A 13,923-nucleotide genomic window follows, 5' to 3' on the forward strand; every position below is an offset into this window, starting at 1 on the left:
CGTCTTCGAACGACGCAGGGGCATGAGGGATACTGCGGTCGTAACGGCGACGAGCGTGGAGGCCAAAGCGGCGCGCCGCGCGATGCCCAATGGCAACGTGGTTGAAGCCGGCGTGGCGCTCTGTCACGCCGAGCGTCTTCAGGGGCTTGACACCGTTGTCAGCTGTGGCTTAGCGGGCGGCCTGCACCACCATCACGCGACCGGCACGATCGTCATACCTTATGAAGTGCTCCGGCCCGACGGTACGACGTTGCGCTGTGATTCCGAGTTGACCGAAGCGCTGATTCGCGCCGTCCAAGCGCGCGGCATCGAGCCCGTCTCGGATCCGATCGTCACGACGACCCAGATCATTAGCGGCGATCAACGCCGTGCGTGGTCCCAGCGCGGTTACGCCGCCGTGGATATGGAGACCGGTCTGCTCGCGGCGCCGCGCGTTGCCGCCGTTCGCGTCGTGCTCGACACGCCGCTGCGGGAGTTGTCGGAAGAATGGCTTCACCCGGCACGTGCCCTGCTCAATCCGTTGCTCTGGCCGCAAGCGATGTGGCTTGCTCGTCATGGTCCACGCTGCGCCACGATCGCCGCCGAAATCGTCCGCGACGCGCTAGGTTTGGCTCAGCAGGTCCTGTAGCCGGTCGTAGCTCATTCCCATACCGTCGGTCATGCCGGTTTCCAGCGCGATGTCCCGCGTTTTTTGTGAGTCGAAGAGCATGGTGATCGTGAAATGCGTTTCCGGTCCTTTATCCTCGAACGTTGTGGTGACGGTCGTTTCTCCAGACATGCCGTCCATCGTCTCGACGGTAACGATGCGCTCTGGTGAAACGATTTCGAGAAACTGACCTTGGATGCCGAACTCCCGTCCGTCGCTATCGTTATGCCAGACGTAGTGGTAGCGGCCGCCGACGGTGAGATCGATCTCGCACACGGGCATGCTCCAGCCGGGCGGCCCGAGCAGCCAGCGCTTTACGAGTTCGGGTTTCGTATGGGCGTCGAATACGAGCGGCGCGGGGGCAGCGAACGTGCGCGTCACGCGCACCTCGCGATCCGATGGAGTCGTTATTTGAATCGTGGATGTCATGAGATCTCCTTGAGAACGGCGTCGAGACGTTGATAGGTGGTTTCCCAAAGGTCGCGGTAGCGCTCGATCCACGCGGTGACCGCGGCAATCGACTTGGGTTCGACGCGCGCCGGACGGCGCTGAGCGTCGCGCGTCCGCGCGATCAAGCCGGCGGTTTCCAGGACTTTCAGATGGCGCGAGATCGCGGGCTGACTGATCGCAAACGACTCGGTGAGCTCGTTGACCGTCGCCTCCCCGCTTGCAAGCCGTAGCAGAATCGCTCTGCGCGTCGCGTCCGATAGGGCGAAAAACGTGGCGTCGAGCCGTTTACCGTCGGTCCTTGCTTTGATAACAGTCATGTTATATAACGACCATGTTATATAAAGTACACCGGAATGTCAAGGGAGGTAGCAGGATACCCCTCGTTCAAGCGGGCGGGAATTGGGCTCGCTCGCCCGTATACTCCGCGGATGGTTTTGGAACGGATTGGATCCCCCGCCGACGTCAAGAAGCTTTCGCGCGAAGAAATAGATAGCGCCGCTAGCGAGATTCGCGACCTTCTCGTCCGCACGTGCGCCGCCAACGGCGGTCATCTCGCCCCTAATCTCGGCGTGGTGGAACTGACCTTAGCGCTGCACAAAATCCTCGACTTGCCGCACGACCGGCTGGTTTGGGACGTGAGCCATCAGGCCTACGTGCACAAGATTCTCACCGGCCGGCGCGACCGCTTCCACACGCTGCGAAAGGGCGGCGGCATTTCGGGTTTTGCGATGCGCAGCGAGTCCGAGTACGATCCATTCGGCGCCGGCCACGCCAGCACGGCCGTGTCCTCGGCGCTTGGCATGGCCCAAGCCCGCGATCTCACCGGCGGCGACGAACGCGTCGTCGCGGTGATCGGCGACGGCGCGCTGACCGGCGGTCTCGCCTACGAAGCCCTCAACAATGCGGGGCATCTCAAGACGCAGTTTACCGTAATACTCAACGACAACGAGATGTCGATCGCGCCCAACGTCGGCGCCATCGCCTCATATCTGTCCGTGCTGCGCACGAAGCCGTTTGCCAACTTCGCGCGCAGAGCCGGTAAGACGGTGCTCGATCGCATTCCGCTGGGCCGCGCCGCGAAGAAGGCTTTCGAATCGGCGGAGATTGGAGCCATGCGCTTCATCTCGCCAACCGAGAAAGCCGCGGTTATTTTCGAAGAGCTCGGCTTCCGTTATATTGGGCCGGTCGACGGCCACAACTACGACTCCGTGCTCGACGCACTGCGTACGTCGGTCGAGTTCGACCGCCCCGTGGTGCTGCACGTCCGCACGCTCAAGGGCAAGGGCTACGAGCCGGCCGAGCGCGACTCGCGCACCTTCCACGGCATCGGCGCCAACGTGTTCGAACCCAGCGACGGCAGCAAGAAAAGCGCGCCGGCGAGCCGGCCGAAATTCCAAGACGCTTTTGGTGAAGCCATGATTGCGTTAGCGGAGAAAGATCCGCGCGTCGTCGGCATCACCGCAGCCATGCCCGACGGTACCGGCCTCGCGAAGTTTGCGAAGAAGTTTCCGGACCGCTATTTCGACGTCGGCATCGCCGAAGCGCACGCCGTCTGTTCGGCCGCGGGTATGGCCACCAACGGCTTGCGTCCCGTCTGCGCAATTTACTCGACGTTCCTGCAGCGCGCGTACGATCAGATCGTGCACGACGTCGTCGTGCAAAACTTGCCCGTGATCTTTTGCATGGACCGTGCCGGCTTCGTCGGCGACGACGGCCCGACGCATATGGGACTTTACGATATCGCCTACTTGCGGACGCTGCCGAACATGACGGTGATGGCACCGCGCAACGAGGCCGAACTGCTGCCCATGATGGAGCACGCGCTCTCGCTCAACGCACCCGCCGCGATTCGCTATCCGCGCGGATCGACCAGCGGCCGGCACGACGAGCCGCTCGCGCCGATCGTGCAGGGCAAGGCCGAAGTGCTGCGCCGCGGCAGCGGCGTCGCGGTGCTCGCCTACGGCAATACCGTGGACGTCGCTTTAGATGCATACGACGCGCTCGACGGCGATCGGAAGCCCACGATCGTAAACGCGCGTTTCGTCAAGCCGTTGGACGAACGGCTCCTCCTGGATCTGCCAAACGATCACACGCACGTTATCACGCTCGAGGAACACTCGCTGCACGGCGGTTTTGGATCGGCCGTTTCGGAGTTCGTCGCCGATCGCGGTCTTGCGCTCAAAGTGCAGCGTATCGGCGTGCCAAACGTGTTGGTTCAGCACGACTCGCAGGATAAGCAGCGCGCGGCAATCGGTCTCAACGCTGAAGCGCTGTCCAAGCAACTGACGGGGTTGTTGCAGGGAGCCGCGACAAGGGTTTAGGCGCCTCATGGAGTGGTAACTCTACTCCCATGATTGAAACGGGCATTTTCCACAACCGCCACGATGCGGAAGAAGCGGTAAAGCTTCTCCACGAGCTTGGCTATCGCGACGACGAGATCAGCGTCATCATGAGCGATCGCACGCGCGCCAAAGAGTTTGCCGAGTCCACCGGCAGCAAAGTCGGTGAAGGCACCGCGACCGGCGGACTGATCGGCGGCACCCTTGGGGGCATTGCAGCCGCGCTGACAACGACGATCGCAGGAACGATTATCACCGGCGGTGCGGCGCTGCCGTTAGTCGCCGGACCCATTGCGGCCATTCTCGCCGGAATCGGCGCCGGGGGCGTCGTCGGCGGGATTGTCGGCGCACTGATCGGCATGGGCATTCCCGAGGATCGCGCGCGCGAGCTCGAGACCGGCGTCAATGAAGGCGGCATCGTCATCGGCGTCACGCCGCGCGACGAAGACCGGCAACGCGTCGGAGCGATACTCGCACCAACCGAAACGGGTCGCATTCGCACCGAAACGGGCGAAGTCGAGCCGACCGAGTTCACGCCGGAAGAAGATATCCCACCCCGCCGCGTTATTCCGTAACGCGCAGCGCGCGATAAAGAGGAAGCCGCGCTCGAGCGCGGCTTCCTTTAGCTGCATTGTCACCCCGAGCGTGGGCGCTCAGAGCTCCGTCCGTCAGCGCGCCACGAATGTCGGATCGATCGCGCCGTTGACGACGCTTGCGAACGTGTCTATGGGACAATCTAAGGTCGGGCAGCCCGGAACGTAGACCGGAACGCGCTGCGGGTTAGTGCCGCGACCCGCACGCATGTCGTCGAGCGATTGCGCCACGAAATAGAGGCGCACGTACTGCGCCCCGTTCGCCGGCGCGTGAAGTTCGTACACCAGCGCGCTGCCCGGAGGCGTATCGTTCATGGCGTCCCCGCGCACGAGCCAGGAGAGACCAAACATCCCGGAGAGTTCTTCGAGCTGCGTATCGTGACCAACGATAAACGAAACGCGTGCCGGCGGCGATTGTAGTTCGCGCAGGATATGCGCCATAAGGTTCGAGGCGTGCGCGCGGCCCGCGTAACGATTGTGCTCTAGCTGCTTTGCCACCGCGTGCAATTGGATCACCTCGATGAGACGGTTGTCGTTGAGGCGACCCCACCCCGGTGCCGGTGCGCCGTCGGTATATTCGAGCAGGAGATTCTCGGCAGCCGTGGCGGCGAGATCGATCCCGCCGGAAAGCGAGGCGAGCCGTCCGTCGCCTTTGGATTCGATCGTCGACGGTTGGCTCGAAATCGGTTTGCACGCCGTCGCGTGCCCGCAGCCCAATATCTCGTCCAGCGCCGCAAATTGCGCGTTATACGCTTTAGCAAGGGTGTTGGGATCGCCGCCGACCGCACCTTGCAGTGACGCCAGCGAAAGTGCAGCATCGACTTTCGCAACGCCGGGCGGATCGAAGAGTGGATCTTTGTCGCCGGGGGAGTGACCGAGGGTGAGTCCGCAATCAGGTGCAAAGCCCTTGGCGATCGCCTTGCCGGTTTCGAGCGTGCGCTCGTCGACGTCGGCCCAAATCGACACGGAGCCCTGCGCCGGACAACCCGAGCCCGGTAAGTACATTTTACGATAGTACTCGCCGAGCTGCTGCGCGAGCAGCGCTCCGTGCGCCGTGAGATATCCGGGCTTGACGTCAAACTGACGCCACGGCTGCCGCGCGTAAGCCGAAAGCTCCCCGGGATGCGTCGGCGAACGCACGCCGTGACGCATCAAGACGACGACGGCCTTGAGGTCGTTGGCCGCCGGCAGCTGTGCGCGCGCCGGAAGGGCGTCCGACGCGATCAGCGCGCACAGAAAGGCGAACAACAGCGTACAGATTCTCACGTTTAGTCTCCTCCTGAGTTAGGCGGTGCGAGTAGGTCGATGGTGCCACGCTCGGCGACGCGTTCCCCGGCGCGTAGTCCCGATGTGACGCGCACGAACGAATCGTTGCGGGCGTCGATTGTTACCGTGCGCGGCTCGAAGATCGTAGCGCCGTTCTTGTCGTGTCCTTGAACGAACGCCAAAGTCTTGCCGCTTTGCGGATCTTCGACAATCGCGTCGGCCGGAACGATCAGCCCGCGCACCGAGCCAACGACGACGGTTGCGTCAACGGGCGTGCCGGCCGCGACGCCGCTTGGAATGCCGTCGACACTCATCACGGCCAGACCCGTCGCGGGGTCGACGGCGGTAGCGACGCCGCTGACGCGGCCGCTCCAGGTCAGCGTACCCGCGCGCATCGTCACTGCGTCGCCGGCGGTGACGCGCGCGACGTCGCTCACCGGAACGTCGAGCGTTGCGCTATGCTGCTCCGCCGGCGCGATCGCGACGACGGGCGTCGTGGTGTCGACCGCGTCGCCTGGTTGGGCGAAGATCGCAACGACGATGCCTTCGTGGGGAGCGCGCAGCGTTGTCCGCGCGACGTCGTACGTTGCCGATGCTGCGCGGGCGTTTGCCGATGCGGCTTGCGCTTGGGCTTGTGCGATCTGCGCGCGCGCGGCTTGTGAATCCGCACGGTCGGCCGCAAGCGTCGCTTCGGCACCTTGGACGTCGCGTAACGCTGAGATGCCGGCGCGATAGAGGTGCCGCTGCCGCTCCAGTTCGGCGCGATCGGCATTGAGCTTGACGCTCACGCGGTCGACGCGCGCCGCAGCCGCTCCCGCGATCGCTGCCGACGCGTCGGCGCCGGCTTGCTGCGCCGCCAGCGAATAACTCGTCGGATCGAGTTGCGCCAGTGCCGTGCCGGCTGCGACCCGGTCGCCGAGGCGGACGTCGATCGATCGCACGGTGCCTGGGACGGAAAATTCGAGTTTCGTTTGCGTCCCGGCGGCGGGACCGACGCGCCCGGCGAGCGCGAGCGTCTGCTGCAGCGAGCCGAGACGAGCGGCCACTACGCGCACCGTGGGCTGGAAGTGGGTAACCGGCCTTTCGCCGTGGCAACCCGCTACAGCCAAAGCCATAACGATCGGCAGCGAACGCTTCATGGCACGATAACCTCCAGAATGGCAAGCGCCTGCGCCTGCTGGTACTGCGCGACCAACGCGTCTATCGCCGCCTGTTCGTACGTACGCCGCGCATCGGCAACGTCGAGGCTCGAGCTGGCGCCTTCGCGATAACCCGTTTGCACCGCGGCGAGCGCACGCGCTGCCTCGTCGCGCGCGACCAGCGCCGCCCGCAGCGCCGCAGCCTGCGCGCGAGCGTCGCGCACCGCGCTGCTCACTTCCAGCGCGATCGTGCGCCGCTCGTCGACGAGTTGCGCGCGAGCGATCTCGACCTGCGCAAGCGCCGACGACGTGCGTGCGCCGGCCCCCGAGGCAAGCGGGAGGTCGACGTGCGCGGTCACCGCCGGACCTTGCACCGGGAGCTCGGTATCGACGCCGCGCGCGTACCCGCCCGACAGGGTTGCAGTTGGAAGCGCGGATTGACGTGCGGTGGCTACGTCGGCGCGACGCGCGTCGATCGTGGCCAGCAGCGATGCCAGTTCGGGGCGCATCGCGAGGGCGCGCGCCGTGGCTCGCGTTTCGTCTAGCGGAAGCGCGAGCGGCGCAACGCTTCCGCCTGTAGCCCCTAGGGCATCCGGAGCGATTGCGGCGGCCGATGCCAACGCTTCCGCCGCGTCCGCGCGGTCGGCTTGCGCGCGGGCGAAGTTCGCCTTGGCTTGCGCTACGGAAACGTCTGCGCGGACCACGTCGATTTGCGGCGCTTCGCCGGTACGATAACGCAGCTCGGCAGCGGAACGATCGCGACGTGCACCGGTCAAATCGTTCTGCCGCTGTACCTGCACGGCAATCGTCTGCAGGGCGGTGAAATACAGCTTCGTGGCGGTTTCGCGCGCGTGCAGCGTTGCGGCATCCGCTTCGCGTTGTGCTGCAAGTAAATCGGCGGCGGCGGCTTGCGTCTGCGGCGATGCCGCGAGCACGTCGTTGATCGAGATGTCGGCGCCGACCGTAAGAAAGTGCTGCTCGACCTCATACAGATTATTCGCCGATGCCTGCGGCGAGAGTGCGTAATCGCCGAAGAGGTGCGGAATCGCGCCGGTCCGAGCTATCTGCAGCGCGGCGTTCTTTTGGCGCGCGGCTGCCAGTGCCGTCTGCACGTCGACGCTGTTTGCAACGACGCGGCTCTGTGCGTCGGTCAGCGACAGCTGCACGAACGCCGGAATCGCGGCGAGAACGATCGTCGCGATCATGCCTCCACCGTCTCGCGGCGACAGAACGTGGCGTAGAGCACGGGGATCAGTACCAGCGTGAACACCGTAGCGGTCGACAAGCCGCCGACCACGGCAATTGCCAGGGGCCGTTCCATCGCAGCGCCCGCACCGATGCCGAATGCCAGCGGCAACAGGCCTCCGATCGCGGCAAACGTCGTCATCAAGATCGGTCGCAGCCGTTCGCGTCCCGCGAGCGCCAGCGCGTCGTCGATCGAATGGCCTTCGGCTCGGCGCCGGTTCGCCGCGTCGACGAGTAAGATTCCGTTCTTCACGACCAGCCCGACCAGCAGCAGAAGTCCCATGAACGATGATACGTTGAAGGGCGTACCGGTCAGCGTCAAGCCGAGTGCGACGCCGATCGGCGCCAGCGGAACGGCCGCCAGCACGACCAGCGGCTGACGAAACGAACCAAAAGACGACAGCATGACGAAGAAAACCAGGCCGATCGCGAGGGCGATGACCAGCGCAAACTGTGAGAACGACTGTTGCTGTTGCTGATAGGCCCCGGCAATGCTCGCGTGATATCCCGGCGGAAAGTGTGTCCGCGCGACCGCTGCTTGAACGGCGCTCACGGCCGACGAAAGAGATCCGCTGCCCAGATTGGCCGTGACGATGATCACCCGTTGTCCGTTGATCTCGGTAATGTCGGTTGCGCTGCGGTCGACGTTCGTGTTCGCTACCTGTGAAAGGGGAATCGCTCCGCTTGCGAGTGAGACGCTCGATAACGCGTCACCCTCGACCTTTACGCGAACCGGTACCAACATCGCGCGTTCGGGTAGGTTCGTTACCACGTTGCCTTGCGTTCCGGCCGCGAGCGCAGACGCAAGGGTGCCGGTATCGGTGCCGCTGCGCACCAGGCGCGCAAAGTTCGGCTCCACGCGCAACGTCGGGTCGTCTTGCTGCACGCCTGAGAACACGTCGGCAACGCTCGAAGCGTTCTGCAACGAGTTCGCGACGTCCGTCGCCAAGCGCACGAGCGTACTCTGATCGCTCCCGCTGATGACGATCTGAATCGGCGCCGGCGCGCCGGTAACGTCGTTGATGAGGTCCTCGATGATTTGATGGACGTCGAGGATCGCGGCGGGCACGGCGGCCGACATCGCGTCGCGCAGCCGGTTGCTGACCGCGTCGAACGAGGCGCGTTCCCCGAGCGGCTTGAGCTTGACGCGCATGATCCCGGATCGTGCGGGCGTCGGCGAGAACCCGTTGGTGTCGATGCCGGTGTACCGCCCCTCGGCGACGACCGCAGGATCCGATTTCACGACGCGTTCGAGCACGAGCGCCGCTTCGTCGCTGGCCGCCAGCGTGGTTCCGACCGGCATCTGATAGTCGATCTCGAACTGTCCCTCGTCGAGCCGTGGAAGAAAATCGCTCGGCAGTATGACCAGCAGCGCGACGGTCGCGACCAGCACCGCGGCCGCACCGGCGTAGACGACGCGCCGGCGCGCGAGGGCCCAGCGGAGCAGCGGTTCGTAGCGCTCGAGCACGCGCGCTATTGCATGATTCTCTTCGTGCGGCGCGTTGCGCGTCATGAGCAAACGGAAAAGCATCGGCGTCACGAAGATCGCCAGGCCCAGAGAGACGAGCAGCGCGGCCGTCAGCGTCAGTGCCAGCGTTCGAAAGAACGCACCCGAAACGCCGCCGAGCAGCGCGAGCGGAACGAATACGACGACGGTGGTCAAGGTGGATGCCGTCATCGGGCGCACCAGCCGCTGCATCGTAGCGACGACGGCCTCACGGGCCTCCAGCGAAGGTGTGTCGTGCAGCGTGTGCGCGATGCCTTCAATGACGACGATGGCGTCGTCGATGATCAATCCGACGGCAATGGCGAGACCCCCGAGGCTCATGATGTTCAGCGTCTCTCCCAGCTCCGAGATCGCCAGCACCGCGATCGCCATCGCCGACGGGATCACCAACGCGGCGACCAGCGTCATGCGCAGGTTGCGCAAAAAGAAGAAGATGACTCCGAGCGCCAGCACGGCCCCGACGAGGATTGCGTCGCGCAGGCTCGACTGAGACGCGACGATGAGATCGGTGGCATCCCAGTAACGGTGGAGGCTGACGCCCACGGGAACCGCACCGGACAACTTCGCAAAGCGCGCTTTGACTTCGTCGGCCATCTTGACGTTGTCCGCGCCCGGCAGTGCGTAGAAGCTGATCGCAACGGCGTGCTGCGCGTTGTACGCAACCTGATTCGTTGCCGGCGCCACGCCGAGACGGACGCTTCCAAGGGATCCGACGGTCAGGGAGGCGCCGTTTCGCGTGGGGACGGCGATCTGCGCGAGCTGCGCCGCGTCGCGCAGACCGGCGTCGACGAGAACCGCACTTCGCTGCGATCCGTTTTGGGCCAAGCCGACCGCTTGCACGTCGTTGGCCTGTGCGATGGCATTGCTCACGTCTTGTGCGCCGATACCGGCTGCCGCGAGCGCCGCCGGATCGAGATCGACGTGATACTCGCGCTGCGCGCCCCCCGCCACCAAGATGCGTCCGAGTCCGGAAATACCGTAGAACGCCGGAACGAGCGTCACTTGCGCGTACTCGCGGATGAGCGTCTGCGAGAGTGAATCACCCGTGAGCGCGTACGAGAGTACGGGCTCGGTTTGCGGCGTCACGATGTTCGCTTGCACCGCTGCTTCGGGGGGCAGCGACGAACGCGCCTGCTCGATTGCGCTGTTGACGTACTGTAAATCGGTGACGGTGCCGGTTTTCGGATCGAACTCCGCCACGAGTTCGGAACTGCCTTGCGCGGAGGTCGTCATCACGCGCGAGACTGAGGGAAGCCCCAAGAACGCGCGCTCGAGCGGCATCGTTACGGCGACGCGCACTTGTTCGGGCGGCAAGTCGCCGGCGTCGACCACGACGTCAACGCGCGAAAAGTGCATCTCGGGAAAGATTGCCGCGGGCGTACGGGTGTAGGCCCACGCACCGGCAACCGTTAGCGCGGCGGTGAGAAACGCGATGGCGCGCTGATGGCGCAGCGTAAATCCAGCCAAGCCCATGGACCGCTCGATGATAGCGGTCCTAGATGAACCCTACGTGAAACCGCCTATATCGTAGAGCCGCACGTCGAAATGGGAAGCGCCTTTTGGCCGTTGGCAAAGGTCGAGGGCTGCGACGTCGAGTTTTTAGTAACGGCCTCGTCGCTTGGCTTCGCGTAGACGGTCGGAATCGTATTGAGTATCGGGAAGTCGTTGACCGTGTGACCGCGCGGCGGGAGCATCGTCATTTCGCTTCGCACGGGCGGTTGGATCGACGAGGCATACGACGGTTGGAGAGACGTGATTGGCCGTTGCGCCTCTTTGGTCGTGCAAGGCGGCGCACCCGGGAGATAGCTTGTGGGTACGGCTCCGGCAACGGCCGGTGTAAGGAGAGCGATCGTTGCGCTAGCACAAGCGGCGAAAACGGTCCGCGCGATAGTCATTGGCGGGAAACCCCCTTCAGAAGCCATACGGACTCCGAAGGTTATCTTACATTAAGATCGCCTTATGTTTCCTTAAGAAACGGTCCGGGGAGATAGGCCGACACCACCGCGCCGCCATGGGATCCGTTAGCGAGCGCGATGCGCCCCCCGTTGGCTTCCAGCAGCGAACGCGCGATGGCCAGACCCAGGCCCGTTCCGCCGCGTCCGCGCGCCGAGTCGCCGCGCCAAAACCGTTCGGTGGCGTGCTCGAGCGCCTCGGACGTAAAGCCGGCGCCGTCGTCGGTTACGTCGATGCGAACCGTTCCATCGTCGTGCGTGACTTTCACTCGCACGCAGCCGCGAGCGAACGTAATGGCGTTATGAACGATTGCCAATAGCGCGCGCTCGACCATCACGCCGTTGGCGTCGACGTATGCGCTCTCGTCCGACGCCGTTTCCAACGCGACGCCTTTGAGCGCCGCCGCCGGCCGTAGCCGTTCTTGCAGTTCGCGTACCATCGAACCGGCGTCGAGATGCTCGCGTTCGGATGCGTCGGCTTCAGCGCGTGCCGCGGCGAGCAGCTCGTCGACGAGCAGCTCGAGGCGGGCTCCTTCACGCCCAATCGATTCCATTGCGGCGCGATATTGCGACTCCGTGCGATCGCGCCGTAACGCCAGCTCGACCTCGGCGTGGAGCACGGCCAGGGGAGCGCGCAGTTCGTGCGATGCATCGGCGACGAACTGGCGCTCGCGCGCCAGTGCGGCTTGCAACTGATTGAGCAACTGCTCGTATGTCTTTGCCACCGGCGCGGAGAGAGTCACGCCAAGGGCGATGAGCAACAAGCCCATGACCGCCGATAGGATCGCAGCGTCACGCTCGAAGTCCACGATCCACGCGTCGGATTGCCATACCGTTGCGTATCCGAGCGTTCGGCCGCCGCGGTCGATCGGGACGGTGACGGTGAAGAGTGAGTGTTGCCGCGGCGACGCCGGCAGCGGTGTTCCCCCGAGCAATTTGCCGTCCACGTCGACGATCGAAAACGGCGTATCCTCGTGTAGCGCGGCCAGCTCGCGAAGGTCGCCTGCGTCGACGGAAATGACGTCGTGGTGCACGTCGGCGGTGGTCGAGACCGCCTGCGCCGCAGTCCGCAGTCGTGCTGCAAAACTCGACCGCAGCGCGCGGTCGAGTGCGACGATCGACAGTGTGGCAAAGAGTGCCACGGTGACCGCGATAACCGCAGCAACCGTAACCGCGAACCGGTTGCGAACGCTCATACTTCGGTCGCGAGGCGAAATCCCAAGCCTCGCACGGTCTGGATGATCTGGGTTTCACCGTCAGTCGCCAGCTTTTTGCGAAGCCGCCGGGCGTATACGTCGAGCACGTTCGAAGCCGGATCGCTGCCCCGGTCCCAAAGCCGGTCTTCCAACGTCCGTCGCGTGACGATGCGGCCGGGGTTGCTCATGAGCATCTCGAGGAAGATGCTTTCTTTTGCGGTGAGGACGATTTCGCGCGTGCCGCGGCGCGTGTGGCGGGTGACGCGGTCGAAGACGAGGTCGCCGGCCCGGAGCACGTCTTCGACCCAGTTGGGCGGCCGCCGGGCGAGCGTACGCAAACGCGCTTCGAGTTCGTCAAAGGCAAACGGCTTACGCAGATAGTCGTCGGCACCCGCGTCGAGTCCCGCGACGACGTCGCCCGTCTCGTCACGCGCGGTCAAAATCAGAATGGGTGTCGAATCGCCGCCGCGGCGGAGGCGCCGGACGATCGATAATCCATCCTCGTGTGGAAGGTTGAGGTCCAGTATGATGGCGTCGTAGCCGGTGCTCGCGAGATATGCCGCGCAGTCGCGCCCGTCCGCCAGCGGGTCGACGACGTGCCCGTCTTCGGTCAATCCGCGCGCGAGCAGCGACCGTAGCGGCTCATCGTCCTCGATAACGAGGAGTCTCAACTGGGCATCACGGCGACCACTTCAGCCGTTGCACCCAATCGCCTTTCGGATCGGACCACACCACCCACACGTCGTGGGTCGACTCGTCGATCCCGACGGTGTGAATGCCCGCGTGTCCCGTATCGAGCGTCGCCAGGAGCTTGGGCGCGCCGCCCGCCGTTGCAGACAGGATCGTCACGATGCCGCGCCCGGCGCAGGCGATCAGACGTCCCTTCGATCCGGTGCTGCACTGGTCGATGTGCGGCTGCACCTTGACGTCGCCTTGGTGCGCACCTTCGGTCGAATACGCCGACAGAACGCCGTTGTTGCCGCCGACGACGATTTGATTGGTGGCCGTGGCGAACAGCAGCGGGTGATTGTCATCGAGTTGGGGCGTCTTGACGACGCGCAGCACCTTCATCGAGCTGCCGTCCACAACAGCGAAGCCGCCGCCGTTGGCGAGATTCTGGTAGAGCGTTCCGGTTTTTGGATCGACCGCCGGCGACTCTAAGTCGTCGGCCGGCATCGGAATCGTCCCGAGGAGCTTCATGGCCGTCGCATCGATGACGTAGACGTTCCCGCCTCCGTCTTGATCGGCGTAGACGCGTTTGCGCCCGGGATCGTACGCGATCGCGTCGATGTGACCCGGGACATCAACGCTCGCGACGACCTTCATGGAGACCGGGTCGACCTTAGAAAGCGTGTCGTCGGTACCGTTTCCGGTGATCGCGAAGCCTTGCGCGGGATCGTAAACGATGCCGTGCATCGGGCCGACGTCAACCTGTCCGGCCACCTTCCCCGTCGTAGTGTCGACGATCAGCAATCGGTCGCTGCGGGTGTGTGCCGCGAAGACGCGATGGTGCGCCTCGTCGACGGTAACGTAATCGAATCCGCCAAAAGCGGGCACCGGCTGCGGCGGTGCGGCGATGGCCAACGGCAT

General features: G+C 64.6%; 13 protein-coding genes. 3 read left to right on the top strand and 10 right to left on the bottom strand.

Annotated elements, in window-relative coordinates:
* Window positions 1-22 precede the first annotated feature (22 nt).
* A complete protein-coding gene (locus tag VGG89_04905) occupies window positions 23-628 on the top strand; it encodes a hypothetical protein (protein ID HEY1975856.1) in 606 nt (201 codons plus the stop codon).
* Here the strand turns inward: VGG89_04905 and VGG89_04910 are convergent.
* Both VGG89_04910 and VGG89_04915 read right to left on the bottom strand, forming a co-directional pair.
* A complete protein-coding gene (locus tag VGG89_04910) occupies window positions 602-1,075 on the bottom strand; it encodes an SRPBCC family protein (protein ID HEY1975857.1) in 474 nt (157 codons plus the stop codon). The genes VGG89_04905 and VGG89_04910 overlap by 27 nt on opposite strands.
* A complete protein-coding gene (locus VGG89_04915; protein HEY1975858.1) occupies window positions 1,072-1,413 on the bottom strand; it encodes a metalloregulator ArsR/SmtB family transcription factor in 342 nt (113 codons plus the stop codon). Before VGG89_04915 ends, VGG89_04910 begins: the two co-directional genes overlap by 4 nt.
* 111 nt (window positions 1,414-1,524) lie before the next feature.
* Between VGG89_04915 and dxs the strand changes: the two genes are divergently transcribed.
* Together dxs and VGG89_04925 are read left to right on the top strand one after the other, a co-directional pair.
* Window positions 1,525-3,417, top strand: a complete 1,893-nt coding sequence (dxs, locus tag VGG89_04920; protein ID HEY1975859.1) for a 1-deoxy-D-xylulose-5-phosphate synthase — start codon at window positions 1,525-1,527, stop codon at window positions 3,415-3,417.
* A gap of 29 nt (window positions 3,418-3,446) precedes the next feature.
* The gene (locus VGG89_04925; protein HEY1975860.1) at window positions 3,447-4,010 is read left to right on the top strand and encodes a hypothetical protein; all 564 of its coding nucleotides are present in this window, start codon (window positions 3,447-3,449) and stop codon (window positions 4,008-4,010) included.
* A gap of 93 nt (window positions 4,011-4,103) precedes the next feature.
* On the opposite strand, the gene VGG89_04930 is transcribed toward VGG89_04925, so the two are convergent.
* From VGG89_04930 to VGG89_04965, 8 genes are all read right to left on the bottom strand, one after another.
* Window positions 4,104-5,294 (bottom strand): histidine-type phosphatase, encoded by a 1,191-nt coding sequence (locus tag VGG89_04930; protein ID HEY1975861.1) that lies wholly within the window; start codon window positions 5,292-5,294, stop codon window positions 4,104-4,106.
* Between the two features lie 2 nt (window positions 5,295-5,296).
* Window positions 5,297-6,433, bottom strand: coding sequence for an HlyD family efflux transporter periplasmic adaptor subunit (locus VGG89_04935; protein ID HEY1975862.1), 1,137 nt, complete (start codon window positions 6,431-6,433; stop codon window positions 5,297-5,299).
* A complete protein-coding gene (locus VGG89_04940) occupies window positions 6,430-7,638 on the bottom strand; it encodes a TolC family protein (GenBank protein ID HEY1975863.1) in 1,209 nt (402 codons plus the stop codon). The genes VGG89_04935 and VGG89_04940 overlap by 4 nt, the downstream gene beginning before the upstream one ends.
* Window positions 7,635-10,658, bottom strand: coding sequence for an efflux RND transporter permease subunit (locus VGG89_04945; GenBank protein HEY1975864.1), 3,024 nt, complete (start codon window positions 10,656-10,658; stop codon window positions 7,635-7,637). Before VGG89_04945 ends, VGG89_04940 begins: the two co-directional genes overlap by 4 nt.
* Before the next feature lie 47 nt (window positions 10,659-10,705).
* Entirely contained in the window at window positions 10,706-11,080 is a 375-nt protein-coding gene (locus VGG89_04950; protein ID HEY1975865.1) for a hypothetical protein, read from the bottom strand.
* A gap of 62 nt (window positions 11,081-11,142) precedes the next feature.
* Window positions 11,143-12,333: a HAMP domain-containing sensor histidine kinase gene (locus VGG89_04955; protein ID HEY1975866.1), complete on the bottom strand. Its 1,191-nt coding sequence runs from the start codon at window positions 12,331-12,333 to the stop codon at window positions 11,143-11,145.
* Entirely contained in the window at window positions 12,330-13,004 is a 675-nt protein-coding gene (locus VGG89_04960; GenBank protein ID HEY1975867.1) for a response regulator transcription factor, read from the bottom strand. The genes VGG89_04955 and VGG89_04960 overlap by 4 nt, the downstream gene beginning before the upstream one ends.
* A gap of 7 nt (window positions 13,005-13,011) precedes the next feature.
* Window positions 13,012-13,923, bottom strand: a complete 912-nt coding sequence (locus VGG89_04965) for a YncE family protein (protein HEY1975868.1) — start codon at window positions 13,921-13,923, stop codon at window positions 13,012-13,014.

Source organism: Candidatus Baltobacteraceae bacterium (genome assembly GCA_036488875.1).
In the GTDB taxonomy this organism is placed as follows: Bacteria; Vulcanimicrobiota; Vulcanimicrobiia; order Vulcanimicrobiales; family Vulcanimicrobiaceae; genus JAFAHZ01.